Source organism: Mesorhizobium sp. M0051, assembly GCF_040323235.1.
Lineage (GTDB): Bacteria > Pseudomonadota > Alphaproteobacteria > Rhizobiales > Rhizobiaceae > Mesorhizobium.
The window spans coordinates 230,835-256,499 of record NZ_JAMYUT010000005.1; the positions used below are offsets into that span (position 1 = coordinate 230,835).

At 62.0% G+C, this 25,665-nt stretch carries 22 protein-coding genes, 1 tRNA gene and 1 pseudogene; 14 read left to right on the forward strand and 10 right to left on the reverse strand.

The window, feature by feature from the left end; all coding sequences use genetic code 11:
• Positions 1-5: 5 nt before the first annotated feature.
• Entirely contained in the window at positions 6-1,010 is a 1,005-nt protein-coding gene (locus NKJ90_RS07870) for an asparaginase (RefSeq protein ID WP_023760507.1), read from the reverse strand.
• Between the two features lie 28 nt (positions 1,011-1,038).
• The gene (locus tag NKJ90_RS07875) at positions 1,039-2,205 is read right to left on the reverse strand and encodes an acetyl-CoA acetyltransferase (protein ID WP_023760508.1); all 1,167 of its coding nucleotides are present in this window, start codon (positions 2,203-2,205) and stop codon (positions 1,039-1,041) included.
• A gap of 200 nt (positions 2,206-2,405) precedes the next feature.
• On the opposite strand from NKJ90_RS07875, the gene betI reads away from it, so the two are divergent.
• From betI to betB, 5 genes are all read left to right on the forward strand, one after another.
• Positions 2,406-2,996 (forward strand): choline-binding transcriptional repressor BetI, encoded by a 591-nt coding sequence (betI, locus tag NKJ90_RS07880; RefSeq protein WP_023760509.1) that lies wholly within the window; start codon positions 2,406-2,408, stop codon positions 2,994-2,996.
• On the forward strand, positions 2,993-4,522 hold the full coding sequence (betC, locus tag NKJ90_RS07885) for a choline-sulfatase (protein ID WP_352485864.1): 1,530 nt from the start codon (positions 2,993-2,995) through the stop codon (positions 4,520-4,522). The genes betI and betC overlap by 4 nt, the downstream gene beginning before the upstream one ends.
• Entirely contained in the window at positions 4,522-5,523 is a 1,002-nt protein-coding gene (locus NKJ90_RS07890) for a threonine/serine dehydratase family protein (RefSeq protein WP_023760510.1), read from the forward strand. The genes betC and NKJ90_RS07890 overlap by 1 nt, the downstream gene beginning before the upstream one ends.
• Entirely contained in the window at positions 5,516-7,168 is a 1,653-nt protein-coding gene (gene betA, locus NKJ90_RS07895; RefSeq protein ID WP_023760511.1) for a choline dehydrogenase, read from the forward strand. Before NKJ90_RS07890 ends, betA begins: the two co-directional genes overlap by 8 nt.
• Positions 7,169-7,249: 81 nt before the next feature.
• A complete protein-coding gene (gene betB, locus NKJ90_RS07900; RefSeq protein WP_023760512.1) occupies positions 7,250-8,713 on the forward strand; it encodes a betaine-aldehyde dehydrogenase in 1,464 nt (487 codons plus the stop codon).
• Here betB and NKJ90_RS07905 read toward each other — a convergent pair.
• Positions 8,607-8,945: pseudogene (locus tag NKJ90_RS07905) on the reverse strand (AGE family epimerase/isomerase); the annotation flags it as partial. The gene betB and the pseudogene NKJ90_RS07905 sit on opposite strands and share 107 nt — an antisense overlap.
• A 200-nt stretch (positions 8,946-9,145) precedes the next feature.
• Here NKJ90_RS07905 and NKJ90_RS33480 point away from each other — a divergent pair.
• A complete protein-coding gene (locus NKJ90_RS33480; RefSeq protein ID WP_198032249.1) occupies positions 9,146-9,385 on the forward strand; it encodes a hypothetical protein in 240 nt (79 codons plus the stop codon).
• A gap of 72 nt (positions 9,386-9,457) precedes the next feature.
• Positions 9,458-9,534 (forward strand) — tRNA-Pro (locus NKJ90_RS07915).
• Between the two features lie 174 nt (positions 9,535-9,708).
• Here the strand turns inward: NKJ90_RS07915 and NKJ90_RS07920 are convergent.
• Entirely contained in the window at positions 9,709-10,350 is a 642-nt protein-coding gene (locus NKJ90_RS07920) for a hypothetical protein (protein WP_023760515.1), read from the reverse strand.
• A gap of 437 nt (positions 10,351-10,787) precedes the next feature.
• On the opposite strand from NKJ90_RS07920, the gene NKJ90_RS07925 reads away from it, so the two are divergent.
• The 5 genes from NKJ90_RS07925 to NKJ90_RS07945 all read left to right on the forward strand — a co-directional run bounded on the left by NKJ90_RS07925 (position 10,788) and on the right by NKJ90_RS07945 (position 14,046).
• Positions 10,788-11,774: a TerC family protein gene (locus NKJ90_RS07925; RefSeq protein WP_023760516.1), complete on the forward strand. Its 987-nt coding sequence runs from the start codon at positions 10,788-10,790 to the stop codon at positions 11,772-11,774.
• A 634-nt stretch (positions 11,775-12,408) separates the two neighbouring features.
• Complete coding sequence (locus tag NKJ90_RS07930) at positions 12,409-12,708, forward strand: DUF1236 domain-containing protein (protein WP_023760518.1); 300 nt, start codon at positions 12,409-12,411, stop codon at positions 12,706-12,708.
• Between the two features lie 61 nt (positions 12,709-12,769).
• Positions 12,770-12,991, forward strand: coding sequence for a hypothetical protein (locus tag NKJ90_RS07935; protein WP_245266735.1), 222 nt, complete (start codon positions 12,770-12,772; stop codon positions 12,989-12,991).
• Between the two features lie 86 nt (positions 12,992-13,077).
• Positions 13,078-13,437: a hypothetical protein gene (locus tag NKJ90_RS07940; RefSeq protein ID WP_352485865.1), complete on the forward strand. Its 360-nt coding sequence runs from the start codon at positions 13,078-13,080 to the stop codon at positions 13,435-13,437.
• Between the two features lie 264 nt (positions 13,438-13,701).
• Positions 13,702-14,046 (forward strand): hypothetical protein, encoded by a 345-nt coding sequence (locus NKJ90_RS07945; protein ID WP_023760521.1) that lies wholly within the window; start codon positions 13,702-13,704, stop codon positions 14,044-14,046.
• A 47-nt stretch (positions 14,047-14,093) separates the two neighbouring features.
• Here the strand turns inward: NKJ90_RS07945 and NKJ90_RS07950 are convergent, their stop codons facing one another.
• The 4 genes from NKJ90_RS07950 to NKJ90_RS07965 form a co-directional block, all read right to left on the reverse strand.
• The gene (locus NKJ90_RS07950; protein WP_023760522.1) at positions 14,094-15,713 is read right to left on the reverse strand and encodes an ABC transporter ATP-binding protein; all 1,620 of its coding nucleotides are present in this window, start codon (positions 15,711-15,713) and stop codon (positions 14,094-14,096) included.
• A 32-nt stretch (positions 15,714-15,745) separates the two neighbouring features.
• On the reverse strand, positions 15,746-16,867 hold the full coding sequence (locus NKJ90_RS07955) for an ABC transporter permease subunit (RefSeq protein ID WP_023760523.1): 1,122 nt from the start codon (positions 16,865-16,867) through the stop codon (positions 15,746-15,748).
• Complete coding sequence (locus NKJ90_RS07960; RefSeq protein ID WP_056580795.1) at positions 16,860-17,783, reverse strand: ABC transporter permease subunit; 924 nt, start codon at positions 17,781-17,783, stop codon at positions 16,860-16,862. The genes NKJ90_RS07955 and NKJ90_RS07960 overlap by 8 nt, the downstream gene beginning before the upstream one ends.
• Positions 17,784-17,947: 164 nt before the next feature.
• Positions 17,948-19,540, reverse strand: coding sequence for a peptide ABC transporter substrate-binding protein (locus NKJ90_RS07965; protein WP_352485866.1), 1,593 nt, complete (start codon positions 19,538-19,540; stop codon positions 17,948-17,950).
• Between the two features lie 283 nt (positions 19,541-19,823).
• On the opposite strand from NKJ90_RS07965, the gene NKJ90_RS07970 reads away from it, so the two are divergent.
• Together NKJ90_RS07970 and NKJ90_RS07975 are read left to right on the forward strand one after the other, a co-directional pair.
• Positions 19,824-20,270 carry a TadE/TadG family type IV pilus assembly protein gene (locus NKJ90_RS07970; RefSeq protein WP_023760524.1) on the forward strand — a complete coding sequence of 149 codons (447 nt, stop codon included), beginning with the start codon at positions 19,824-19,826 and terminating at the stop codon, positions 20,268-20,270.
• Positions 20,271-22,037, forward strand: coding sequence for a Tad domain-containing protein (locus NKJ90_RS07975; protein ID WP_023760525.1), 1,767 nt, complete (start codon positions 20,271-20,273; stop codon positions 22,035-22,037).
• Positions 22,038-22,046: 9 nt separating this feature from the next.
• Here NKJ90_RS07975 and bglA read toward each other — a convergent pair whose 3' ends face one another.
• Complete coding sequence (gene bglA / locus NKJ90_RS07980; protein WP_023760526.1) at positions 22,047-23,672, reverse strand: beta-galactosidase BglA; 1,626 nt, start codon at positions 23,670-23,672, stop codon at positions 22,047-22,049.
• Positions 23,659-25,665 carry a glycogen debranching protein GlgX gene (glgX, locus tag NKJ90_RS07985; RefSeq protein ID WP_023760527.1) on the reverse strand — a complete coding sequence of 669 codons (2,007 nt, stop codon included), beginning with the start codon at positions 25,663-25,665 and terminating at the stop codon, positions 23,659-23,661. The genes bglA and glgX overlap by 14 nt, the downstream gene beginning before the upstream one ends.

Consider the following 25,665-nt stretch of genomic DNA (forward strand, 5'->3'; position numbering starts at 1 on the left):
CCGGTTTAATGCAAGGCGCCGGTGGGCCTCAGCGCCCCGACCTTGGCACCGTTCCGGCTTTTGATGGGCACCTTTGCCAGTGCGCTTAGCTTTGACGCCAGGGCCTCGTCGGCGCGCAGCAGTTTGGCAAGAACGGCGGCAACCATGGCTTCGCCGGCGCGGCCGGCGCCATCATCGCATTTGAGTGCAATGCCGAGACCAAGTTCCGGAATTGCGGCACAATAGACGCCTTCGGCGCCGCCTTTCGTAAAAATCCGCCCTGGTGCGGCCTCCATCAGCGCGACGTCTTCGCGGCCGGTGCCGGCAACGAAGAACGGCTCGGCCATGCAGGCAGCCAGCAGACGCTTCGCGGCCTTGGCTCGCTCGGGACCAAAACCATTTGTCGTTGCCATGCGGGCAAAGCCAAGCGCGAAGCTCCGGAGCGGCACCGCATAGGTCGGGATCGAGCAGCCATCGGTCGCCCGCTCGTCCGCGCCATGGACAGCGCCCGTCACCGCGTGCATGGCGTCTCGCACCATCTCCTGCAGGCCGTGCCCCGGCTTGACATAGCCGCGGTGCGCAATGCCGGCGTGGACGCATGTGCAGAGGAACCCGGAATGCTTGCCGGAGCAATTGTTATGCAATGCGTTCGGCGAGCCGCCGGCGCGGGCGAGTGCAATCTCGGCGTCATGATTGGACGGCCAATGCGTGCCGCATTCGAGTGCCGAGCCGTCCAGCCCGGCCTTGGCCAGCATCGATCGCGCCAGTTCGACATGCGCCGGCTCGCCCGAATGGGACGCGCAGGCGAGCGCCAGTTCGCGGTTGCCGAAGCCATAGGCGTCGGCCGCGCCGCTTTCGACCAGCGGCAATGCCTGGATCGCCTTGACCGCGGAGCGCGGAAACACCGGCTTGGCCGTGTCGCCAATCTCCCAAACCGGTTTGCCATCGGCATCGAAGACGGCGACCGCGCCACGATGCGCGCTCTCGACGAGCGCGCCGCGCAACACTTCGATCAGAACCGGATTTGTCATGGCTACCCCGCAAAAATACGGGCTGCTTCTACCTGATCCGGTCCAATATTGAAACGTAGTTGGCGACCGCCGCACCGCCCATATTGAAGATGCCGCCGAGTTTTGCACCGGGCACCTGGATACCGCCGGCCTCGCCGACAAGCTGCATGGCGGTCAAGACATGCATGGACACGCCTGTGGCGCCGATCGGGTGGCCCTTGGCCTTCAACCCGCCGGACGGATTGACCGGCAGGCGGCCATCCTTGGCCGTTGTGCCGTCCAGCGCCAGTCTGGCGCCCTCTCCCGGCTTGGCCAGACCCATCGCCTCGTATTCGATCAGTTCGGCAATGGTGAAGCAGTCATGCGTTTCGACGAAGGAGAGATCGTCGAGCGTCACACCGGCCGATTTCAGCGCCTGGTTCCAAGCCTGTTCGCAGCCTTCGAACGCAAGGATGTCGCGCTTCGACATCGGCAGGAAATCCTGCACATGTTCGTTGGCGCGGAAGGCAACGGCGCGGCGCATCTTCAGTGCCGTCGCGGTGTCGGCGAGGATAAGGGCGGCGGCGCCGTCGGAGACCAGCGAGCAGTCGGTGCGCTTTAGGGGACCGGCAACGAAAGGGTTCTTTTCGCTTTCCTGGCGGCAGAACTCATAGCCGAAATCCTTGCGCATCTGCGCATAGGGATTGTCGACACCGTTCTTGTGGTTCTTGGCGGCGATCATGGCGAGCGCGTCCGACTGGTCGCCATAGCGCTGGAAATAGGCCTGCGCGATCTTGCCGAAGACGCCGGCGAAACCCGCAGGCGTGTCGCCATCCTCGGGCAGATAGGACGCCTTGAGCAGGTTCTTGCCGATCTCCGGCCCGGGCGTCGTCGTCATCTGCTCGGCGCCAACTACCAGCACGATGCGGGCAGCACTGGCGTCGATGGCGCGGATGCCTTGCCGGACCGCCGCCGAACCGGTGGCGCAAGCGTTTTCGACGCGCGTCGCCGGCTTGAAGCGCAGCCGGTCGTCGGTCTGAAGCACCAGGCTGGCGGTGAAATCCTGCGCCGAAAAACCGGCGTTGAAATGGCCGAGCACGATCTCGTCGACTTCGTCAGGACCGATGCCGGCATGGTCGAGCGCGTCCGTTGCCACTTTGACGATCAAATTCTCGAGCGTTTCGCCCTCGAGCTTACCAAAGCGCGAATGCGCCCAGCCAACGATACATGCGGTCATGGCGGTCTCCATCCTTGGCGCCAGCCTAGCACGTGGCTGGCTGGCGCACCTCGCATTTATTGTTCAAAGATAAACAGTCCTGCTCGCTTCGTGAAGGGCTGCAAGCCGATAATCGCTTGGTACAAACGAAACCAGCGTCGATTTTTTTGTTGATTGACCCGTCAATAAAAAATAATCCTGTTTTAAAGGAACATAGCGAAATGCCGAAAGTCGGAATGGAACCGCTGCGCCGCAAGGCGCTGATCAACGCGACGATCTCGGCGATCGGCGAGCGTGGCTCGCTCGACGTGACCATGTCTGAGATTGCCGGGCGCGCCGGCGTTTCATCGGCCCTTGCCCATCACTATTTCGGCGCCAAGGATGAGCTGCTGCTGGCGACGATGCGCCATATCCTGGCCGAACTGACCGCCGACACGTTGCGCGCCCTTGGTTCGGCCGGCACCGCGCGCGAACGCGTCTCGGCGGTAGTCGCCGTCAACTTCTCCGACATTCAGTTCCAGCCGCAAACCATCGCCTCCTGGCTTGCCTTCTATGTCGAGGCCCAGAAGTCATCCGCCTTGCGCCGGCTGCTCAGGGTCTACGCGCGGCGGCTCCATTCGAACCTGATGAGCGGTCTGACCGGCATCTTGCCCAGGGCCGAAGCCGACCGCGTCGCCGAGGCGACGGCGGCGATGATCGATGGGCTCTACATCAGGCGGGCGTTGAAGGACGGCGTGCCTGATGCCGCGACCGCCATCGCGCTGGTCGAGGACTATCTCGAAACCAAACTTGGCGATCGGCGCAAACAGTGACAACGAAGCGATCCAATTTCCTGATCGTCATGGTCGATCAGCTCAACGGGACCCTGTTTCCGGACGGCCCGGCAGAGTTTCTGCATGTACCGCACCTGAAAGCCTTGGCCGCACGTTCGGCGCGCTTTGCCAACAACTACACGGCATCGCCGCTCTGCGCGCCGGGCCGTGCCTCGTTCATGAGCGGGCAATTGCCGTCGCGCACGGGTGTCTATGACAATGCGGCTGAATTCGCCTCATCGATCCCGACCTTCGCCCATCATCTGCGCGCAGCCGGCTACTACACCTGCCTGTCGGGCAAGATGCATTTCGTCGGGCCGGATCAGCTACACGGTTTCGAGGAGCGGCTGACCACCGACATCTACCCCGCCGATTTCGGCTGGACACCGGATTATCGAAAGCCGGGCGAGCGCATCGAATGGTGGTACCACAATCTTGGTTCGGTCACGGGCGCCGGCGTCGCCGAGACGACCAACCAGATGGAATATGACGACGAGGTCGTGTTCCTCGCCACGCAAAAGCTCTACCAGCTTGCGCGCGAACAGGACGATGCGAACCATCGGCCCTGGTGCCTCACCGTCTCGTTGTCGCACCCGCACGATCCCTATGTCGCGCGCAAGCAGTATTGGGATCTCTATGAGCATTGCCAGGCGCTGGATCCGGAAACCGGGTTCATCGCTCCTGACGAACAGGACGCGCATTCCCGGCGGCTGTACCACGCCAGCGACTATCCCTCATTCGAGATCACGCCGGAGCAGGTGCGTCGTTCGCGGCGCGGCTATTTCGCCAACATCTCCTATGTCGACGACAAGCTCGGCGAGCTCCTGGACGTCCTCGAGCGCACCCGCATGGCCGACGACACAATCATCCTGTTCTGCTCGGACCATGGCGACATGCTCGGCGAGCGGGGCCTGTGGTTCAAGATGAGCTTCTTCGAGGGTTCGGCGCGGGTGCCGCTGATGATTGCCGGCAAGGGCGTACCGGCCGGGTTGATCGAGGCGCCGGTTTCCAATCTTGACGTGACACCGACGCTTTGCGACCTCGCCGGCATCGACATCGCCGCGATCGCGCCGTGGACCGACGGCCAGTCGCTGCTGCCGCTCGCCAATGGCGGGCAGCGCACCGCACCTGTCTTGATGGAGTATGCCGCCGAAGGTTCTTCCGCGCCACTCGTTGCAATCCGTGAAGGCAGATACAAATTCGTCCATTGCGAGCTCGATCCGCCTCAACTGTTCGATCTCGAAGCCGATCCGCTCGAGCGAAACAATCTGGCCGACGATCCCGTCCATGCCGGCCTGGTGGTGGCGTTCATGGACAAGATCCGGGCGCGCTGGGACATGGCCGGCTTCGACGCCGCCGTGCGCGAAAGCCAGGCGCGTCGCTGGGTGGTCTATCCGGCGCTGCGCAACGGCGCTTATTACCCCTGGGATTTCCAGCCCCTGCAGAAGGCTTCGGAGCGGTTCATGCGAAACCACATGAACCTCGACAATCTCGAAGAGAGCAAAAGGTATCCGCGGGGCGAATGATGACAACAGCGCTCGTCCCCTCCCTCGATCACCTTAGACAGGCCTATGCCGTTACCTCCCAGGCGACGCAGATCACGCCGCTGCTGGAATCCGCGGCACTGGCCAGAGAAACCGGTGCCGCTCGTGTTTTCATCAAGCCGGAATCGCTGCAGTGGGCAGGCTCGTTCAAGGTGCGTGGCGCCTACTGGCGTCTGAAGCAGCTTTCGGCCGATGAAGCCAAAAAGGGCGTCGTCGCCTACTCCTCCGGCAACTTCGCGCAAGGGCTGGCGGCTGCCGGCCAGGCGCTTGGCATTCCCGTCACCATCGTCATGCCGATCGACGCACCAGCCGCCAAGCGCGACGCAACGGCGGGCTATGGCGCCCGCGTCGTGCTGACCGACCATGGCGAGCGCGCGCGAGAAGAGGTTGCCGCCGCTAAGGCGCGCGAGATCGCCGAGACCGAAGGTCTGGCCCTGCTGCATCCGTTCGACGATCCGGAGATTGTCGCCGGCCAGGCGGGCGCCGGCCTCGAAGCGCTCGACCAGCTTGAGGCCAAGGGTGCCAGCGCCGACGTCTTGTCATGCTCGGTCGGTGGCGGCGGGTTGATCGGCGGCGTTTCACTCGCCTTCCACTATCTGTCGCCCGCCACTGAAATCATCGGCGTCGAGCCGGAAGGTTTCAATGGCATGGGCGCGTCGCTGGCGCATGGCAGCATCGAGACCATGCCGATCGGGCCGAAGTCGATCTGCGATGGGCTGATGTCGCGACGGCCGGGCGACGCGCCGTTCGCGGCGGTCAAGACCGCCGGTGTTCGCGGCGTCACCGTCGATGATCAATCGGTACGGCGCGCCATGCGGATCGCCTTCGAGCGCATGAAGCTGGTGCTCGAACCGTCGGGCGCGGCGTCGCTGGCGGCACTGCTCGGCGGCAAGGTGGATGTGAAGGACAAGACCGTCCTTGTTGTGGCTACCGGCGGCAATGTCTCGCTCGCCGATTTTATGGCGCATATGAACCATGCTTGAAGCAGATTTCGTCATCATCGGCTCCGGCTCCGCCGGCTCGGCCATGGCCTATCGCCTGTCGGAGGACGGCAAGTATTCGGTCATCGTCATCGAATTCGGCGGCAGCGATATCGGGCCGCTGATCCAGATGCCGTCGGCCCTGTCGATACCGCTCAACATGAGTCTCTACGACTGGGGCTTTGCCAGCGAGCCGGAACCGCATCTCGGCGGCCGCGTGCTGGCGACGCCGCGCGGCAAGGTCATCGGCGGCTCGTCCTCGATCAACGGCATGGTCTATGTGCGCGGCCATGCGCGCGACTTCGACCATTGGGCCGAAGAGGGTGCGGCCGGCTGGGGCTTTGCCGATGTGCTCCCCTATTTCAAGCGCATGGAGGACTCCGACGGCGGCGAGGATGGCTGGCGCGGTCACGGCGGGCCGCTGCATGTGCAGCGCGGCTCGCGCCGCAATCCGCTCTACGGTGCCTTTGTCGAGGCCGGCCGCCAGGCCGGGTTCGAACTGACCGACGACTACAACGGTTCCAAGCAAGAAGGTTTTGGGCCGATGGAGCAAACCATCAGCGGCGGCCGCCGCTGGTCGGCGGCATCGGCCTATCTGAAGCCGGCACTCGCGCGCAAAAATGTGAGTCTGGTCAAAGGCTTTGCGCGGCGGGTGATCATCGAGAATCAACGCGCCATCGGCGTCGAGATCGAAGCTCACAAACAGGTTCAGGTCGTTAAGGCGCGACGCGAGGTGATCGTCGCCGCATCGTCGATCAACTCACCCAAGATCCTGATGCTTTCGGGCATCGGCCCGGCCGAGCATTTGCGCGAGAACGGCATTCCAGTGCTGGCCGACCGGCCTGGCGTCGGCCGCAATTTGCAGGACCACATGGAGCTTTATATCCAGCAGCAATCCTTGCTGCCGATCACGCTTAATTCGGTGCTCAACCCGTTCTCCAAGGCGCGCATCGGCGCGCAATGGCTGTTTTTCAAGACCGGGCTTGGCGCAACCAACCATTTCGAGGCGGCCGCCTTCGTGCGCTCGCGCGCCGGCGTCGACTACCCTGATATCCAGTACCACTTCATTCCGGCCGCGGTCCGCTATGACGGCAAGGCAGCGGCCAAATCGCATGGCTTCCAGGCACATGTCGGGCCGATGCGATCGAAGTCGCGCGGCTCGGTGACGCTGCGCTCGCCGGACCCGAAATCGAAGCCGGTGATCCGCTTCAACTACATGTCGCATCCAGACGACTGGACGGAGTTCCGCCACTGCATCCGGCTGACGCGCGAAATCTTCGGCCAGTCGGCTTTCGATCCCTATCGTGGCCAAGAAATCTCGCCGGGCAGCCAAGTGCAATCGGACGATGATCTCGACGTCTTCATTCGCGACCACGCCGAGAGCGCCTATCATCCCTGCGGCACCTGCAAGATGGGCCGCGCCGACGACATGATGAGCGTGGTCGATCCGGAGTGCCGGGTCATCGGTGTCGATGGCTTGCGGGTCGCCGATTCCTCGATCTTCCCGCGTGTCACCAACGGCAACCTCAATGCGCCATCGATCATGACCGGCGAGAAGGCTTCCGACCACATCCTTGGCCGCACGCCGCTGGCGCCGTCCAACCAGGAACCATGGATCAATCCACGCTGGCAGGCGTCGGACAGATAGAGCATGATCCACCAGACAGATCGAGCTGCCCGATAGAGCGAGCCACCCATTTGGGGGGCGCAGACCAATTGGAGACCTCCCATGCGCGCCCAGCCCACGGCATCGCACTATGTCAACGGACGCTACATCGAGGACGAAGGCGGCGCGCCGCTGCCGGTCATCTATCCGGCAACCGGTGAGACCATCGCCATGCTGCGCTCGGCGACGCCGAACGTGCTGGAACTCGCCGTCGAGGCAGCGCGGGCAGCGCAGCCCGCTTGGGCGCGGCTGAAGCCGGTCGAGCGCGGGCGCATCCTGCGCCGCGCCGCAGACATCTTGCGCGCCCGCAATGCCGACCTCGCCCGCATCGAGACCCTGGACACCGGCAAGGCAATCCAGGAGACGCTGGTGGCGGACGCCCCGTCGGCGGCCGACTGCCTCGAATATTTCGGCGGTGCGGTTGCCGCCTACAATGGCGAGTCGGTCGATCTCGGCGGGCCCTTCGCCTACACAAGGCGCGAGGCGCTGGGTGTCTGCGTCGGCATCGGCGCCTGGAACTACCCGATCCAGATCGCCGGCTGGAAATCGGCACCGGCGCTCGCCATGGGCAACGCGATGGTGTTCAAGCCGTCGGAAAACACCCCGCTGTCGGCACTGGCGCTGGCCGAGATCTACAGCGAGGCCGGCCTGCCCGACGGTTTGTTCAACGTCGTGCAGGGCTATGGCGATGTCGGCGCCGGGCTCGTCGGCCACGATGTCGTCGCCAAGGTTTCGGTGACCGGCTCGGTGCCGACCGGCCGCAAGGTGCTGTCGCTCGCCGGCTCGAAGATGAAGCATGCGACGATGGAGCTCGGCGGCAAGTCACCGCTGATCGTCTTCGACGATGCCGATATCGAGAATGCCATTGGCGGCGCCATGCTCGGCAATTTCTATTCGACCGGGCAGATCTGCTCCAACGGTACGCGGGTTTTCGTGCAAAGCGGCATCCACGACCGCTTCGTCGAACGCCTTGTCGAGCGGACGAAGAAAATCCGCATCGGCGACCCACTCGATCCCGAAACCCAGATGGGGCCGCTGGTCTCCAAGGCGCAGCACGACAAGGTGGTCGGCTATATCGAAATCGGCAAGCAGGACGGCGCGACACTCGCTTGCGGCGGCAACGTGCCTTCTTTGCAGGGTTTCCAGGGCGGCTTCTTCGTCGAGCCGACCGTGTTCACCGGCGTCACCGACACGATGCGCATCGCCCGCGAGGAGATATTCGGGCCGGTGATGAGCGTGCTGAAATTCGACGGCGAGGACGAAGTGGTCGACCGCGCCAACGACACCGAATTCGGCCTCGCCGCCGGTGTCTTCACCCGCGACCTGCAGTGCGCCCACCGCGTCATTGCCGAGCTGCAGGCCGGTACCTGCTGGATCAACGCCTACAATTTGACACCGGTGGAAATCCCGTTCGGAGGCTTCAAGCAGTCCGGCATCGGTCGCGAGAATTCGCTGGCGGCGCTGGCGCTCTATTCGCAGCTGAAGTCGATCTATGTCGAGACCGGCGACGTGGCGAGCCCGTATTGAGCCGATCTACGCGGCTTTTTTCAGCTCTGCTCTCGAGATACTGCGTCTCCGCACAGACCAGATGATAGAAGATGCTGGCCGCCGGCCCATCCATCGCCAGCGAGCGGCCACGCTCGTCGATGCGGTCGATCCACGGGCCGAGCGGCGCCGGGTCTATGTGCCAGCGGAACAGGCGACCAACGCGTGCCTCGATTTCCGGCTTGAGGTCGGCGCCACCCGAACCGTCTAGCGCGGCCGTGACCATTGCGACGGATCCGCGCGCCGGCAGCCCCAGCCCGACACCAGCGCCCGCTTGAACGACAGCAAGTTGGAGCGGAGGTCATGCCCGGTGACGATATCGGTCCGGCGCGGGACGGCGAATCAGCGTGCCAAGCCCCATGCCGAGTGGCCGGACCCGATTAGATTGAGCTCCGGTGGTAGCTTGGAGCGGGGATGGCCGAACCGCCAGCGCGCAATATATTCGCGAAAGCCGGGCGCCTTGATCAGCGCTTCGGTCTCGAATTCGAAACTGTTGGCCAAGCCTCGCCAACGATCCTCAAGGGCAAGACCGGAAACTCCAAGAGGCGGAAAAGTACTGATATCGAGGCCCGCGGCTTAGGACGCAAGGCTTTAAGCCACGTTTATCGCGGACCGAAATCCGAGCTTTGCGGAAATGCCCGACGAAAGGGATGAAATGCGACAGAAGTGCTGCCATTGCCGCTTGCAGGAACGAGGTGTGGCGGCTATAAGCCCGCGGTCTGGTCACGGAGTGTAGCGCAGTCTGGTAGCGCACCTCGTTCGGGACGAGGGGGTCGCAGGTTCAAATCCTGCCACTCCGACCAGAAAAAACAGATACTTAGGTATTTGTTTCTCCCGATACCCCACAGCGCGAGACCTGCCGGCGCTCTGAGTTCTGCCGGCCTGGCGACGTGTGCCACCCGATCGGGGTCGTGCTTCGCCAACGAAGGCTGTGAAGGTGCGCCGGTCCAGAGTGTCGGGGGGCGTTGAGGCGTCAGCTAGAAGCGATAACGAAGCCCAACAGTATTCGCGTTGGAACCCTCTCCCATATTTCCAAACGTACCACCGGCGCCGGATCGGTGGTGGAGTTGATAGACAAGCTCGACATTGGGAGCTTGCCTTAGCCTGAAGGAAAGCTCCGCGCCGATGAAACCAAGCAAAGACGCGTCGCCATCGTAATAGATTTCGCGTTCGCGTTCGATCTCGGTGGTGCCCGTAACCGCACTCAAACCGGCCGTCACTGCGGGCGCAATCGCCAGATCGCCGATGACAAGGCCCTGGTGACGAACCCTAACCCCGGCCCAAACTTCTCCTGACGTGTCGTCGTCCTCGCCAAATCTTACGGCAGCCCCGGTCACACCGTCAAGAACGAAACCAGCGCCCATATCGACGAAATCGCGACCATAGGCAGCGCCGATTATGTAGTTGTTCGTATAGTCGGCGCCGAATACGTTGATTGTGTTCCCAAATGATCCGGCCGCAAAAACGCCGCCAAAAAAATACACGTCGTTCTTCGCCGGTTGACCGACGGTGAAAGGATCTTCGGTAGCAATATAGATGAAGGGAGAATTGTCGGCGAGAGCGGAAGTGATGGAACAGGTCAGGACCAGTGCAGCCACAGCCGCTCGCACCCCGCGCATTCGCAAGCTCCGAATCAATCCTCAGTCGATCATCTTTCTTCCGGTATTTCACGGGAAGAAGCAAGTTCCCTGATCCAGGAATTGGATGGAGCTCTACCCATTGTTTGGGCAAGCCTTTCTTTCCGAAATGCAGGTCAGCTCACCAAATCGGATTCCCTTTTGCCAGCGCCACCTACGGGATCTGGTCAGATGAAAAACGCGCATCTTGCTCCGACGCAAGGCTTTAGCCCGTCGGACCAGCCTCATGGCAAAACCCCAGTTGAACTCCAGGCCGTACTCTTCCGGCCCCAGCAAAAGTCCCGCCGGGCCCTTGACCGCCAGAAATGAGTTCCCAAGTGGGTTACCAACCCGCTGGTCCGGGCCCCTCTGGTGAGAGCCTCGGCACTCTTACGATGTCGGACCGATTTTCTGACAGCCGTGCTGACAGGGGATTGCCCTTGAGTTTCTCATTCTTGTTCATCGAATGGCTCGGGACACCGCTCTGGATGTGGTCGAGCTTTTTTGTCCTCGTTATCGCTATTCTGTCATTCGACCTTGGAATTCTTCACAGGCAGGACAAGGAAATTGGCGTCCGCGAAAGCGTGATGCTTTCTGCCCTCTATGTCGCGCTCGGGCTCGCCTTCGGTGGCTGGGTATGGTGGTATCTCGGCGCCGACGCCGGCCTCGCCTATCTGACAGGCTTCGTCGTCGAAAAGACGCTGGCGCTCGACAACATCTTCGTAATTGCCCTGATATTCTCATTCTTTGCTGTGCCGCGCATCTACCAACACCGGGTGCTCTTCTGGGGCGTCCTCGGCGTCATGGTGCTGCGTGCCATTATGATCGGTGTCGGCGCGATGCTGGTCGCCGAGTTCGCTTGGGTTCTTTATATCTTCGCCGCGTTCCTGATCATCACCGGCATCAAGATGCTGATCGTCAAGGAGGCAGAACCCGACCTGTCCAAGAACGTCCTCTTCCGCTTCATGCACAATCGCTTTAGGGTCACCGAAGAGCACCACGGACAGCGGTTTTTCGTCAAAAAGACAAATCCCGGAACAGGCCAGGCGAGCTGGTTCATCACGCCGCTTTTCATGGCGCTGGTGATGGTCGAGGTGGCCGACGTCATCTTCGCCGTGGATTCCGTCCCTGCGATTTTCGCGATCACGACAGACCCATTCATCGTCTACACCTCGAACGTCTTTGCGATCCTCGGCCTTCGCGCCCTCTATTTCGCGCTTGCGGCGATGATCCACCGCTTCCGTTATCTGAAGCCCGCGCTCGCTATCGTCCTGATCTTCATCGGCTCGAAGATCTTCGTCGCCGATCTCCTTGGCCTTGAAAAGTTCCCGGCCGCCTTCTCGCTCGGCATTACCTTTGCGATCATCGCCGCCGGCGTGGTCTGGAGTCTCCTCAAGACCAGGGAACAGCAGCGGCAGTCTGCGTGAACGGGGGAGTCGACCCTGTCCGCCGGTCGACGCAACGGCGAGGAGGTACAGACCGGCGCCGTTCCTGCTCCGGATGCGGCTGACCGCCATGACCCACCCTCCAGGAGATCAAAGGACGGCAAGGTCGTGGACTGGTTGGATCATGTCGGCGACGCCGACGACGGCCCTTGGCCTCCTTCACTCGAAAGGAGCCAAAATGCTCGGTCGCGGCGCATATGGAAATGAGAGTTCGCTCACCAGGATTACCACCCGGCGAGCGAACCCTATCGGCGCAGGAAGGGACGTAGCTGCGCCGATGTGCAAATCTTCATGGGTCATCTCCGGGACGATCAGCCAAGGGCTAGTCCAATAGCCATCAAGGTGATGGCCATCGCGAAGACTGGTGCGAGCAACCAGCGCGCCTGGCCAACGCTCTTCTCCATCGGTTTCCTCCCACAACTTGCAGCGGACAACGACCGCAAACAGCGGCCGTTCCGGGCTACGCCCTTGGTAAGACCATTGCCTTTTGCGATCAGACTTAAGTCCCCTGCTCCGCCCGACCGAAGCCCAGCCCCGGGAACGATTGCACCTGCCCCAAGTTCGAGTGATTGGCGCAGACGATGTTGTGCTGCGTCGGTTTGCAAAGGAGGAATTCATGAAAATGCATCTTACCACCGCGGCGGCGGCGCTTCTGTTACTTGCAGGTATCGGAGCAGCCGCAGCCGAGGACATCATCCTCCAGCCCGAGCAGGAAACAGTCATCCGTGAATATGTGAAGAAGCAGCCCCTCGCTTCGGTGAAGCTTCCCGGTGTGGAACTCAATATTGGAACAGCGCTGCCCGACACGGTCGAGCTTCACGAAGTCCCCAACGTCAAATACCGCTACACAGTGATCGACAACCGAACAGTTGTCGTGGATCCGGGTACCCACAAGATCATCAAGATCATCGACTGAACCAGCCGCTGTCGGCTGAAGCCCGCCGCCCTTTGGGCCACGGGCTTCGCAGCAAAAACGGATGCAGATCGCCATGAACCGTGAGACTGAAATATCCCAAGCGCTGGGGATGCGCGTGGCTGACCTCAAGGCCAAGATGCAAGAGGCCCGCATCACCAAGGGCGAAATGAAGACCTTCCAGAAAGTCGCGGCCATGATGGAGGACCGCGAGGGGCGAATTCAGGGCGACGACCTGATCGCCGCGTCTTTCGTCTCCGATCTGAACAGCCAAAACCCCGAGTAGCCATGGCGACAATCAGCAGACTTTTTGATTCGCCTGCCGAAGCTGCCCGGGTCGCAGGCGACCTTATGGGAGCTGGAATTCCTCGGGTGGAGATCGCCATCATTGGGCCTTACCGGGACGAAGCGGGATTTCTATGGGCGCTCGCTCTGGGATCAATCGCTGGCGCTGGCGCTGGCGGGTTGGCCTGGTTGAGCGGAGTTGCCGTTCACGCCATCAATCCTCTTGCCGCGGGACTGTCGGCAACAGCGATGGCAGGCGCTGTCCTTGGCGGCGTTGCCGGCGGCCTGCTCGGCACACTATTCACCACGAGTTCCGCAAAGACGAATGATCCGAGCATTGCAGAGGGCATCATTTTGGTGACGGCGCATGTCGATGAAAACGAGATCGATGCCGCCCAGGCAGTGCTCGGGGACGAACCGGCGAAGTTCGTTGCCAAAGCAGCCTGAGAATTTGTGGGGAAATTGAACGAATGGCCCGACGTTTCGGAGGCGGGAACGGTGCGGCGGCTGGCTTACCGCTTTCAACTCGTGCCGCCGAAGTTTGCACGTCGACCAGGCGATCCGAACGAAGCCGCTGAACATCCCTTTCCAGGTCGGAGACAACCAAAATGCGAAAGCGCGCCGCGGCGAAACTTTGACGAAAATGGCCGTCAGCGCTAGGTACTTCGATGCGGTATGACGGGCTCGATGTAACGGCAAGCCGGATGCGACATGAATTCGAATTCAACGACAGCCTCGCCACCGGCCCTGACGATTGCGCTGTTTCTTGTCGTCGGCTGTTCATCGATCGGCAGAACTGTCGATCCGGCGAAATACGATGCGATGTCGTGCCCTGAGCTCAACAGTGCGCTGGGAGGCATCGCCCGCGACATCTCGCGAACCGCAATTACCCGCGGCAAAATCGCGAATACCAACGTTCCGCGCTGGCTGCCGGGCGGCTCGCGTGTAAAAACCGCGGTCGCCAACCGTGAAACGGCTAGGATCGCCCGGCTGAAACAGCAGCAAGACGCCCTAGTCGCGGTTCGGGCAAACAAGTGCCCGAGGTCAACGGACTGAGTGAACAGCCGTGTCTGGTGTTTTGCGCCTTTTGGTGGCTACGGTCCTCAGGCGCTCAACCGAAACCGTGTGACGTCGATCGCCGCGGCCATCAGCGTCTGGGTGTAGACGTGCTGCGGATTGCTGAAAATCGCCTCGGTCGGCCCTTCCTCGACGATCTTGCCCTGTTTCATGACGATGATGTAGTCGGCCATGGCGCGCACGACTGACAGATCGTGGCTGATGAAGAGGTAGGACAGCTCGTGGTCGGCCTGCAGCTTGCGCAGCAGTTCGACGATCTGTTTTTGCACCGAGCGGTCGAGTGCCGAGGTTGGTTCGTCCAGAACCACCAGCTTGGGCTTCAGGATCATGGCGCGGGCAATGGCGATGCGCTGCCGCTGGCCGCCTGAGAATTCGTGCGGGTAGCGGTTGCGGGCATTTGGATCGAGGCCGACCTCGCGCAAGGCCTCGACCGCGCGCTGGTCGCGTTGCTTGCCCGAAAGGTTCGGCTCATGCACCAGAAGCCCTTCGGTGACGACCTGGCCGACGGTCATGCGTGGCGATAGTGAACCGAACGGATCCTGGAAGACGAGCTGCATCTGGCGCCGCAGCGGCCTCATCGCTTGTCGGTCGGCAGTGGAAATGTCGTGATCGCCGAAACGGATGAGGCCGTCGCTCGGCAACAGTCGCAGCAAGGCGCGGCCGAGCGTCGATTTGCCCGAGCCGGATTCACCGACGATGCCGATGGTCTGGTTGCGCTGCAGTCGGATCGAGATGTGGTCGACGGCACGCAGCATCAACGGCTCGCCAGCAAGAAACCCGCCGCCGATCCTGAAGGTCACTTCGACATTCCTGCCTTCGAGCAGCACCGGGGCGTTGGCGGGCGGCGGCGCCTTGTGGCCGGTCGGCTCGGCTGCCAGCAGCATTTTCGTATAGGCATGCTGCGGGTTGACGAAGATGGCTTCAGCCTCCCCCTCCTCCACAACCTCGCCCTGGCGCATGACATAGACACGGTCGGCAAAGCGACGGACAATGCCAAGATCATGGGTGATGAAGACGATCGCCATGCCGAGCTTGCGCTGCAATTCGGCCAAGAGCATCAGGATTTGCGCCTGGATGGTTACGTCGAGCGCCGTCGTCGGCTCGTCGGCGATCAGGATGTCGGGATCGTTGGCGAGCGCCATGGCGATCATCACGCGCTGGCGCTGGCCGCCAGACATTTCGTGCGGATAGGACTTCATCCGCCGCTCGGGATCGGGAATATGCACCAGCCGCAGCAGCTTGAGCGCCTCTTCGCGCGCCTCGGCGACATTCAAGCCGCGATGCCGGCGGATCGGCTCGATCAGCTGATTGCCGATCGAATAGAGAGGATCGAGCGACGTCATCGGCTCCTGAAAGATCATGCTGATCTTCCGGCCACGGACCTTGTTGAGCTCGGATTTGCTCAGAGCCAGAAGGTTGCGGCCGCGATAGTCGACGCTGCCTGTCGCTTCGCCATTCGATGCCAGCAGGCTCATCGCCGCCATCATCGTCTGGCTCTTGCCGGAGCCGGACTCACCGACGACGGCAACGGTTTCGCCCGCGTTGACATGTATGTTGATGCCCTTGACCGCCTCGACCGCGCCGTCGAGCGTGCGGAAGCGGACGCGAAGGTCCTTGACGCTGAGGATCGTTTCGGAAGCAGCCATCTCAGTGATCCCCATCTCTATCGATCCCCATCTTAGCGATCCCTTGGGTCGAGCGCGTCGCGAAGGCCGTCGCCGACGAAGTTCAAGGCGAACAGCGTCGAGACGAGGAAGAAGGCGGGAAACAGGAGCAGCCAGTTGGCGGTGCCGATGTTCTTGGCGCCGACCGAGATCAGTACGCCCCAGCTGGTCATCGGCTCCTGCACACCGAGCCCCAGGAACGACAGGAAGCTCTCCAGGATGATGACCTGCGGCACCAGCAGCGTCATGTAGATCACGACGGGCCCGAGCAGGTTGGGGATGACGTGGCGCAGGAGGATGCCGCGCTGGCCGACACCCATGGCCTCCGCCGCCTGGACATATTCCTGCCGGCGGATCGACAGTGCCTGGCCGCGCACGATGCGCGCCATGTCGAGCCACAGCACTGCGCCGACCGCCAGGAACATCAGCACGAAATTGCGGCCGAAGAACACCACCAGCATGATGACGAAGAAGATGAAGGGCAAGGAATAGAGCACGTCGACGATGCGCATCATCACCTCGTCGACCTTGCCGCCGGCAAAGCCGGCAGCGGCGCCGTAGACCACGCCGATGACCACCGCCACGATGCCGGCGAGCAGGCCGATGGCCAGAGATATGCGCCCGGCCATCAGCGTGCGGGACAACAGATCGCGGCCGGTGTTGTCGGTACCGAACAGGAAGTATTGCTGCTTGATCGAGGCGCTCATCGTCACTTCGAGGCCGTCAGGCGACTTGCTTTCGATCTTGGTGCCGTCAAAGGCATCGGAGCGATCGAGATAGCGGATGTTGCGGTCGTCGATCGGCTTGGTCGACTTGACGGTAACGAAGACCTGGTTGCCCTCCTGCCGCCACTCCTTGAGGTCGACCCGCATGCGCTTGATCGCTTCGGTGAGCGCCGTCTCGATCGTGTCGGCCTTCGGATAGGCCGAAAGGCTTGGCGGCGTGCGCACATAATCACCATAGATGGTCGTGTATTGATGCGACACGAGCGAGGGGCCGACCACGCTGACGACCGCGATCAAAGCGAGATAATAGAGGCTGAACATGGCGGCGCGATTGGCCTTGAGGCGCGCCCAGGCATCCCCCCAGAGCGAGCGGCCGATGACGGCGGGAGCCGTGGCTGCGATGTCAGTCATAGCGCACCCTCGGGTCGACGACCGCGTACATGACGTCGACGATAAGGTTGAAAACGATGGTGAAGATGGCGATCACCACCACCGTTCCCATCACCAGCGTATAATCGCGGTTAAGCGCGGCATCGACGAAATAGCGGCCGACACCGGGAATGGAGAAGATCGTCTCGACGATGACCGAACCGGTCAGCAGAGCCGCGGCCGCCGGGCCGGTGAAGGAGACGATCGGCAGGATGGCGCCACGCAGCGCGTGCTTGACCACCACCGACCAATCGGAGAGGCCGAGCGCGCGTGCCGTGCGGATATGATGGGATCGCAGCGATTCGATCATCGAGCCACGCATCAGTCGGGCGACGATGGCGATCTGCGGCAGAGCGAGCGTCAGCACCGGGCCGACCTTGTTGATGAAAGCGCCATCACCCCATCCACCGATCGGCAGCAGTTTCCAGGTCAGCCCGAACAGAAGCTGGATCACCGGCGCGATGACGAAGGTGGGAATCGTGCTGCCGGCGGTCGCCAGCGCGATCACCGTGTAGTCGCCAAGCTTGTTCTGGTTGAGCGCGGCAATGGTGCCGAGCACGGAACCGAGCAGAAGCGCCAGGACGAGTGCCGACGCGCCGAGCTGGACCGAAATAGGCAGTCCCTTGGCGAAGAGTTCGGTGACGGTGAAATCCGGCATGTTGTAGCTCGGCCCGAAATTGCCGCGCAAAAGATTGCCGAGATAGTGGACAAATTGCAGCCAGAGCGGGTCGTTGAGACCGAACTGAGCTTCGAGATTGGCTCTGATCTCAGGGCTCAGCCCCCGCTCCTGGTTGAACGGGCCGCCTGGCGCGACGCGCATCAGGAAAAACGCCATTGTCACGATGACGAACAGCGTCGGAATGGCGGTCAGAAGCCGCCTTAATACATATCGCAGCATCGGTGCCCCGCTTGATCCAGAGCAGTATGCGTCCAACTGGACGATTATGCTCTAGCGTTCAAATCTTCGCACCGACATTGTCGAAAATCGATCCGGTTCCCGGGCCGATGCGATGGCAAACCAGCACCGCCGCGCATGAGTTGCGCGGCGGCCCAGCCAAGGGATCAGTCCTTGCTGATGAAGCGGGACGGATGGATGTCCATCACATTGTCGTCGAAACCATGCAGCTTCGAAGAAACGATGTCATGGTAGCTGTAGTAGAGAAGCGGGATCTCGCCGACATCATCGATGAGGATGCGCTCGGCCTCGGCGAGTTCCTTCATGCGCAGTTCGGGTTTGCCGCCGGCGGCGGCCGCCTTGTCCATCGCCGCTTCGTATTTCGGGCTGTTATAGTTCGAATAGTTGTTGCCGCTGGCCTTGCGCGAGATGCCGAGGAAGGTTTCCGGGTCCTTGTAATCTGCGATCCAGGCGGCACGCGCCACATCGTAGTCGCCCTTCTGCTCGAGGAACGAGTAGTGGGTCTTGGTGTCGGTGTTGAGCAGCGTGATCTCGACGCCAAGCGGCTTCAATTGTTCCTGGATGGCGACAGCGGTGTTCTTGTGGTTTTCCGAGGTGTTGTAGCGGATCTCCATCTTCAACGGATGCTCGGGTGTATAGCCGAGCTTCTCGAGGATCTTCTTGGCAGCGTCTTCGCGGTCGATCTGCGGCATGTCGGCATATTTGGCCAGTGCCGGCGTGTAGCCTTCGATGCCCGGAGGTACCATCGAATAGCCGGGCAGCATCGAGTTCTGCCAGACTTTTTCGGCGAGAAAGTCGCGATCGATCGCCATCGAGATGGCATTGCGCAGTTCGACATTATCCCACGGCGCCTTGTCGGTCTTGATCGCATAATAGTAGGTGCCGAGATATGGACCGACACGGACCTGGTCGCCGAATTTGGTCTTGAGGTCGGCGAGCTGTTCGGTCGGCAGGTCACCGTAACTATCGAGTTCACCGGCCTCGAAGCGCTTCATCGCCGACGAGCGATCCTCGGTCGGGATGTAGTTGACCACGTCGAACTTGACGGTTGCGGCGTCCCAGAATTTCGGATTCTTGACCAGCTTCAGATGGTCGTTGGGAATCCACTCCGCCGCTGTATAAGCCCCGTTGGAGACCAGCTTGCCTGCCTTGATCCAGTCGGCGCCAAGCTTTTCGATAGACGCCTTGTTAACCGGATAGGTTGCCTGGTGGGTCAGCATCTCCAGGAAGTAAGGCGTCGGCGCCTTCAGCGTGACTTCGAGGGTATTTGCGTCAAGCGCCTTGACGCCCATGTCCTCCGGCTTGGCCTTCTTGGTGTTTACCTCCTCGGCGTTCTTCACGGGATAGAGCATGGAAGCATATTCGGCAGCGGTGGCTGGATCTTCCAGCCGATGGAACGAATAGACGAAGTCGTCGGCCGTCACCGGGCTGCCGTCCGACCAGAGGCCGTTCTTGCGCAGCTTGAAGGTGTAGACTGTGCCGTCGTCGGACACCGTCCAGCTTTCGGCGGCGCCAGGAATGAGGTTCGTCTTCTGGTCATGCATGACGAGGCCCTGGAACAGGTCGCGTATGATATCGGCTTCGTAGACCGTCGACGTCTTGTGCGGATCGAGCGTCTCCGCTTCGGCGGCGGATCCGCGGTTGTAGACGGTCTCGGCGAAAGCGGGCGTGTAGAACGTGCCGGCTGCCACCGCCATGGTCGTGGCGAACACAGTCGCCCTCAGCATGTTTTTCAGCATGAAGTTCTCCCTGTCGGCGCTGCCCGTCGGCGCGCCTTTACGTGTTGACGCCCCGGAGCCGATATCTGACTCCTTCGAGCGCGCCACCGGTTCCCTCCGATGGCTGGTGGCAGGAGACTAGACAGGAGGTAAGCTCTTTTCAACTGAGTACTGATTGACCCTAAGTCAACAATGAGAAGAAAGAGGCCATCGCTAAATTAGAACATGCCTTCAATCGCTCACACCGCCAGGTTGCACCTGGGGTTTCCGCTTTTTGCATGCGAACTTTGGCATGTTCAGCGACATGGTTCGCCGTCTCATTCTTATGGCCAGAAGCCGCCGATTCCGGATAAGTGCTTCGGGAACTTCGGCGGTTGAGTTCGCCCTGCTCTCACCGATCTTCATCCTCATCCTGCTTGGAATGGTTGCGTACGGCATATATTTCGGTGCGGCCAACTCGATCCAGCAAATCGCGGCGGACGCCGCACGGACAGCCATTGCTGGGATGAACCAGACCGAACGGCAAACGCTCGTGGCCAGCTTCGTCACCAACAATGCAGGTGGATATCCGTTCGTGGATGCGAACAAGCTAACCTATCAGGCCAATGACAGCACAGCCGATGGCAGCCAGTTCGTGGTTTCCATCCAATACGATGCACGCAACCTGCCGATATGGAATCTCTTCCCTGGCATCGCGATGCCAGGGACCACGATCACGCGCCAGTCAACCATACGGGTCGGAGGTATCTAAGTGTTGCCGCATGCGCGCAAGGAGATCGGCCGGCTGGCGCGGTTGATGCTGAGTGATAGAAAGGCGAATTTTGCCGTGATGACCGCGCTTATGGCGCCGGTCGGGCTTGCGCTGGCTGCCGTCGCCATCGACGAAGCCTCGATCTACACCGAGCGTCGCGAAGCACAGGCAATGGTGGACTTGGCCGCGATCACCGCCGCCTCGAACATCACAAAGATCGACACCGCAGTCGTGACCACGCTGACCGACAACGGCATGCCGGGGGTTGTCGTTCAAGGCTTGGGACAGACGATCGCACCGGCCGTCGGCAAAACTGTCGTTTCGGTCACACCGGGACGATACGCGGCATCCGGTACTAACGTAAGCCAGCGCTTCCAGGCCAACTTGACACCCTACAATGCCGTCCGCGTAACTCTGAAGAAGATCCCGGCCCGCTATTTCGCGAGTTCGCTGATCCCCACTCCGGTCATCGGCACCGAGGCGACGGCCAGCATGACACCGCTGGCAACGTTCTCGGTAGGGTCGAGGCTGGCCAGCGTCAATGGCGGTATCCTCAACGCGCTTCTGAGCGGACTTCTCGGCGGCAACATTACGCTCAGCGTCATGGACTACAACGGGTTGATCTCGGCTGATGTCAGCGTCCTCTCCTTCATAAGTGCCCTTGCCACGCAAGCGAACGTGACCGGCGGTACCTATTCGGATGTGCTGGCCTCCAAGGCGACCGTCGGCCAGATCGCTACCGCCATGGCCAATGTGCCTGGAGTTGGCAATACGGCCAAGGTCGCCCTGCAGACAATCGCGTCCAAGTCGACCAGCACGGTCAAGATCCCGCTCAGCAGCCTTGTCGACCTCGGCTCCGTGGGCAGCGTAGGGTTGGGACAAACCCCGACAGGCCTAGGGGTCGATGCAAGCGCCATGGGAATGCTGACTGCCGCCGCAGTGCTGGCTAACGGCACCAACCAGGCTCAGGTCAATCTCGGAGCCACCGTACCGGGGCTTGTTTCCACCAAGCTTACCATTGCGATCGGCGAGCCGGCACAATTTTCGCCATGGCTCGCGGTCGGTGGAATCGGTACCACGGTGCGCACGGCACAGACACGTATCAAGCTGGTGGCCAGCGTCGGGGTCGGCACACCTGGTCTCGGCGGCGGCGTCAGTCTGCTGGCCGTGAACCTGCCGCTCAATGTGGAAGTCGCCTATGCCGAAGCCAAACTGACCGACATCACTTGTCCGACAGGGCCTTCCAGCATCAAGGTTTCCATCGCGGCGCACCCAGGCATTGCCGCGCTGCACCTGGCCAACAGCAACACTTCAGGCTTTGGCGACTTCAGCCAACCGCAGACATTCACCGACGCGGAAATCGCGGATGCGAACCTCAAGCTGCTGCTGACCAACATTCCGCTGATACAGATGATGGGCTCCGCCGCCACCGCGATCACCAACAACAACCCGACAACACTGACCTTCGATGCGGCCGACATCGCCAACAAGACGATCAAGACCGTTTCGACGCGCAACATTACACAATCGCTCACCACGTCTCTGGTCAGCAACCTGTCACTTTCGGTCAATGCGCTTGGCCTGGGGATCGACCTGACAGCCCTGACCGGAGCGGTCAAGCCGGCGGTGGTGACGGCGCTGAACGGTGTAACAGCGCCCGTCGACGACTTGCTCTACAATGTGCTCTCAGCGCTGGGTGTCGGCGTCGGCGAGGCCGATGTACGGGTTACCGGCGCGACCTGCGGACGCTCGGTACTCGTCCAGTAAGGACGGACGTCAATCGAGGCGGCCAAGAAAATATCCGAGCGCAGGCAACGAGAGCCCGGTCTCCTCGACGGCAGCTGCATCGCCGGCAAGCTTTGCGACCGCTCCGATATCAGGAGGCAAGGGCCAATTCGCCGGCTCCCCTGTGAAATTGAAGACACAGAGCAGTCTCTCGCCGCCGCCTTCGCGGATGAAGGCGAGCACGTCACCCTCAGCGTCAATAAAGAGGATCGAGCCTGTTACCAGCGCCTCATGCTCCCTGCGCAACGCCAGGGCGGCCCGATAGGACGTGAGCACCGATGTGGCGTCTGCATTCTGCACGTCGACCGCTCGGGCGCGATGGCTGGCCGGTATGGGCAGCCACGGCTTGGCCGTCGAGAAGCCCGCATTGTCGGCGCCAGCCTCCCAGACCATCGGCGTACGACATCCATCCCTGCCCTTGACGCCCGGCCAGAAGCGGATGCCGACGGGATCGCGCAGATCCCCATAAGCAAGCTCCGCCTCCTCCAGGCCAAGTTCCTCGCCCTGGTAGAGGCAGATCGATCCGCGCAGGCAGGACAGCAGCATGATCGAGAATCTTGCGACCGCGTCGGGATCACTTCCCGGCCTCGTCCAGCGGCTGACATGGCGCACTACGTCATGGTTTGAGAACGCCCAGCAGACCCAGCCATCGGAAACGCTTGCCTCGAAGGCTTCGACGCAGCCGCGTACATGCGCCGCCGAGAACTGCGGCCCCAGCAGGTCGAAAGTGTAGCACATATGCAGCTTGTCGCCGCCTGAGGTGTAGGCGGCGAGCGTCTGCAGGGAGCGGCCTTCATCGCCGATTTCGCCGACTGCGGTACGGTCGTCATATTCGTCGAGCAGCGCCCTGAAGCGCTGGAGAAATGCCAGGTTTTCCGGCTGCGTCTTGTCGAACAGGTGCTCCTGGTAGAGGTAGGTGTTGGTCTCGCTGTTGGTGCCGGCGACGCTCGACGCCAGGGGTGGATTGCTGCGCAGCCAGCGGTCATGGACATAGTAGTTGACCGTATCCAACCGGAAGCCGTCGACGTCGCGCTCCAGCCAGAACCGCACCGTTTCCAGAAGCGCATCCTGAACCTCCGGATTGTGGAAATTCAGGTCCGGCTGCGAGGCGAGGAAATTGTGCATGTAATATTGCCGGCGGGTCGAATCCCATTCCCAGGCCGGGCCACCGAAAACAGAGAGCCAGTTGTTGGGCGCGCCGCCATCAGGCTTGGCGTCGGCCCAGACATACCAGTCGGCCTTGGGATTATCGCGGCTGGCGCGGCTTTCGACGAACCAGTCGTGTTTGTCGGATGAATGCGACAGCACCTGGTCGATGACGATCTTCAGGCCGAGACGATGCGCCTCGGCAACCAGCGCACCGAAATCCTCAAGCGTGCCGAACATCGGATCGACATCGCAGTAGTTCGACACGTCGTAGCCCATATCGGCCATCGGCGACTTGAAGAAGGGCGACAGCCAGACAGCATCGACACCAAGCGAGGCGACATGAGCGAGCCTCGACGTAATGCCTGCGAGATCGCCGCTGCCGTCGCCGGTCGTGTCCTGGAACGAGCGCGGATAGATCTGGTAGATGACGCAGCCGCGCCACCATCCGGCCTTGTCAGCTGACGCCATTGCGCTTCTCCCTTGTGCCGGCCTGCGCTTGTTCGATCATGAAGATCACCGTCCGCCCCGATACCGGCCGCGAGATGTCAGCTGCCTCGACTGCGGCGGTCCAGAAAAACCCTTCACGCTCAGGCAGCGTGACCATGCAGGCCCGGCGATCGCCGTTGATGATGACGGCAAGGCGACCCTCGCCATCGCTGGCGCCACCCAGGATCATGACAAGACGGTGCCGCTGCGGATCCTGCCAGCTCTGTTCATCGAGCGGCACGCCCGTCTCGGTCAGCCAAGCGACGTCCGGCATCTTCGAGCCTGCCGGTGGCTCGCCAGTGAGGAAGGCTGTGTCGGAAAGCACTGATGTCGCGCGGCGCAACGTCGAGAGCAGCGCCGTGTAGCGATCCAGAGCCTGGTCGCGGCCGGCCCAGTCGAGCCAGGTGATCTCGTTATCCTGCGCATAAGCGTTGTTGTTGCCCTGCTGGGTGCGGCCGAATTCGTCGCCAGCCGTCAGCAAGATGGTGCCGCGCGAGGCAAACAGTGTGGCGAGCAGCGCGCGCTGGTCGTTCAGGCGAGCCGCTGCCACAGCCGGGTCGTCCGCATCCCCTTCGACGCCGTTGTTCCAGGACAAGTTCTCGTTGTGGCCGTCGCGATTCTGCTCGCCATTGGCCTCGTTGTGCTTGCGCTCGTAGCGCACGATGTCGGCGAGCGTCATGCCGTCATGGGCGGCGATGAAATTGACCGAGCGGCTGCCGTTTCGTCCCTTCGCGACAAACACATCGGACGAACCGGCCAGCCGGGTAGCCAGGGCGCCGACCATGCCGGCGTCGCCGCGCCAGAAGCGCCTGATATCGTCGCGGTACTTATCGTTCCATTCAAGGAAGGAAGGCGGAAAATTGCCGAGCTGATAGCCATCCAGGCCGATATCCCAGGGCTCGGCGATCAATACGCGCTCGGCTAGGAGCACATCTTCGCGCATCGCCTTCAGCAGCGGCGCCTCGGCATCGAATGTTCCTTCGACACGGCCCAGAATGGGCGCCAGGTCGAAGCGGAAACCATCGACGCCGGTATCCCGGACAAAGTGGCGAAGCGTGTCGAGGACCATTTCCCTGACGACCGGATGATCGCAAGCGACGGTGTTGCCGGTGCCGGTATCGTTGGCCAGCCTGCCGTCAGATGTATGCCGATAATAGGCCTGGTTATCGAGACCGCGCAGCGACAGCGTGGGCCCGAGCCTGTCGCTCTCGCCGGTATGGTTGAAGACGAGATCAAGGATGACGCCGATGCCAGCCCGGCGCAGCACGGCGACGGTGTTTCGCAATTCCATGATGCCGCCCGGCGCCAGGCGTGGATCGAGCGCCATGAACGTGACGGGATTGTAGCCCCAGGCGTTGCGCAGCCCGAGCGACGGCAAATGCCGCTCATCGATCGATGCCGTCACCGGCATCAGTTCGACCGCGCCAACGCCGAGTTTTTTTAGGTGCTCGATTATCGCGGGGTGAGCCAACGCCGCGACCGTACCGCGCAATTTTTCCGGAACGTCTGGGTGCAGCATCGTGAAGGCGCGCACCGGCACTTCGTAGATCAGATCACCGGGCTCAAAGAGTGGCGGCGCAGCCTGCACCGACTTCGGCAAGGCAACCGCAATCGCCTTCGGCATCAGCGGCGCGGTATCGGCGCCCTCGCCGCGACGCTGGGCCAGCCGCCAGTCATAGGCGTAAGACCTGTCGATCTCGACGGCGTAAGGGTCGGTCAGGAGCTTGGCGGGGTCGAACCACAGCCCGCGCTCCGGCGCGTAGTCGCCATCGGCGCGAAAGCCGTAGCGGGTGCCGGGGCCAAGACCCGCAACAAACAGCGCATGGACGCCCTCGCCTTCCGGCCGAAGCTCGAGCCGTTCGAGTTCCCGGTTGCCCTGCTCGTTGAAGATCGAGACCCAGAGCCGTCTGGCGGCCTGCGACCAGGCGGCAAAGCGGATGCCGTCGCGGGTGACGGTAGCGCCGAGCTGGCTCAC

Bases quoted from the DNA above. Each gene is read 5' to 3' on its own strand.
- NKJ90_RS07960 (WP_056580795.1), bottom strand. From the start codon at position 17,783: ATGCTGCGATATGTATTAAGGCGGCTTCTGACCGCCATTCCGACGCTG.
- NKJ90_RS07965 (WP_352485866.1), bottom strand. From the start codon at position 19,540: ATGCTGAAAAACATGCTGAGGGCGACTGTGTTCGCCACGACCATGGCG.
- NKJ90_RS07945 (WP_023760521.1), top strand. From the start codon at position 13,702: ATGAATTCGAATTCAACGACAGCCTCGCCACCGGCCCTGACGATTGCG.
- NKJ90_RS33480 (WP_198032249.1), top strand. From the start codon at position 9,146: ATGGCCGAACCGCCAGCGCGCAATATATTCGCGAAAGCCGGGCGCCTT.
- NKJ90_RS07970 (WP_023760524.1), top strand. From the start codon at position 19,824: ATGGTTCGCCGTCTCATTCTTATGGCCAGAAGCCGCCGATTCCGGATA.
- NKJ90_RS07930 (WP_023760518.1), top strand. From the start codon at position 12,409: ATGAAAATGCATCTTACCACCGCGGCGGCGGCGCTTCTGTTACTTGCA.
- NKJ90_RS07870 (WP_023760507.1), bottom strand. From the start codon at position 1,010: ATGACAAATCCGGTTCTGATCGAAGTGTTGCGCGGCGCGCTCGTCGAG.
- betB (WP_023760512.1), top strand. From the start codon at position 7,250: ATGCGCGCCCAGCCCACGGCATCGCACTATGTCAACGGACGCTACATC.
- bglA (WP_023760526.1), bottom strand. From the start codon at position 23,672: ATGGCGTCAGCTGACAAGGCCGGATGGTGGCGCGGCTGCGTCATCTAC.
- NKJ90_RS07920 (WP_023760515.1), bottom strand. From the start codon at position 10,350: ATGCGCGGGGTGCGAGCGGCTGTGGCTGCACTGGTCCTGACCTGTTCC.
- betI (WP_023760509.1), top strand. From the start codon at position 2,406: ATGCCGAAAGTCGGAATGGAACCGCTGCGCCGCAAGGCGCTGATCAAC.
- NKJ90_RS07875 (WP_023760508.1), bottom strand. From the start codon at position 2,205: ATGACCGCATGTATCGTTGGCTGGGCGCATTCGCGCTTTGGTAAGCTC.
- NKJ90_RS07955 (WP_023760523.1), bottom strand. From the start codon at position 16,867: ATGACTGACATCGCAGCCACGGCTCCCGCCGTCATCGGCCGCTCGCTC.
- NKJ90_RS07935 (WP_245266735.1), top strand. From the start codon at position 12,770: ATGCAGATCGCCATGAACCGTGAGACTGAAATATCCCAAGCGCTGGGG.
- NKJ90_RS07890 (WP_023760510.1), top strand. From the start codon at position 4,522: ATGACAACAGCGCTCGTCCCCTCCCTCGATCACCTTAGACAGGCCTAT.
- betA (WP_023760511.1), top strand. From the start codon at position 5,516: ATGCTTGAAGCAGATTTCGTCATCATCGGCTCCGGCTCCGCCGGCTCG.
- NKJ90_RS07950 (WP_023760522.1), bottom strand. From the start codon at position 15,713: ATGGCTGCTTCCGAAACGATCCTCAGCGTCAAGGACCTTCGCGTCCGC.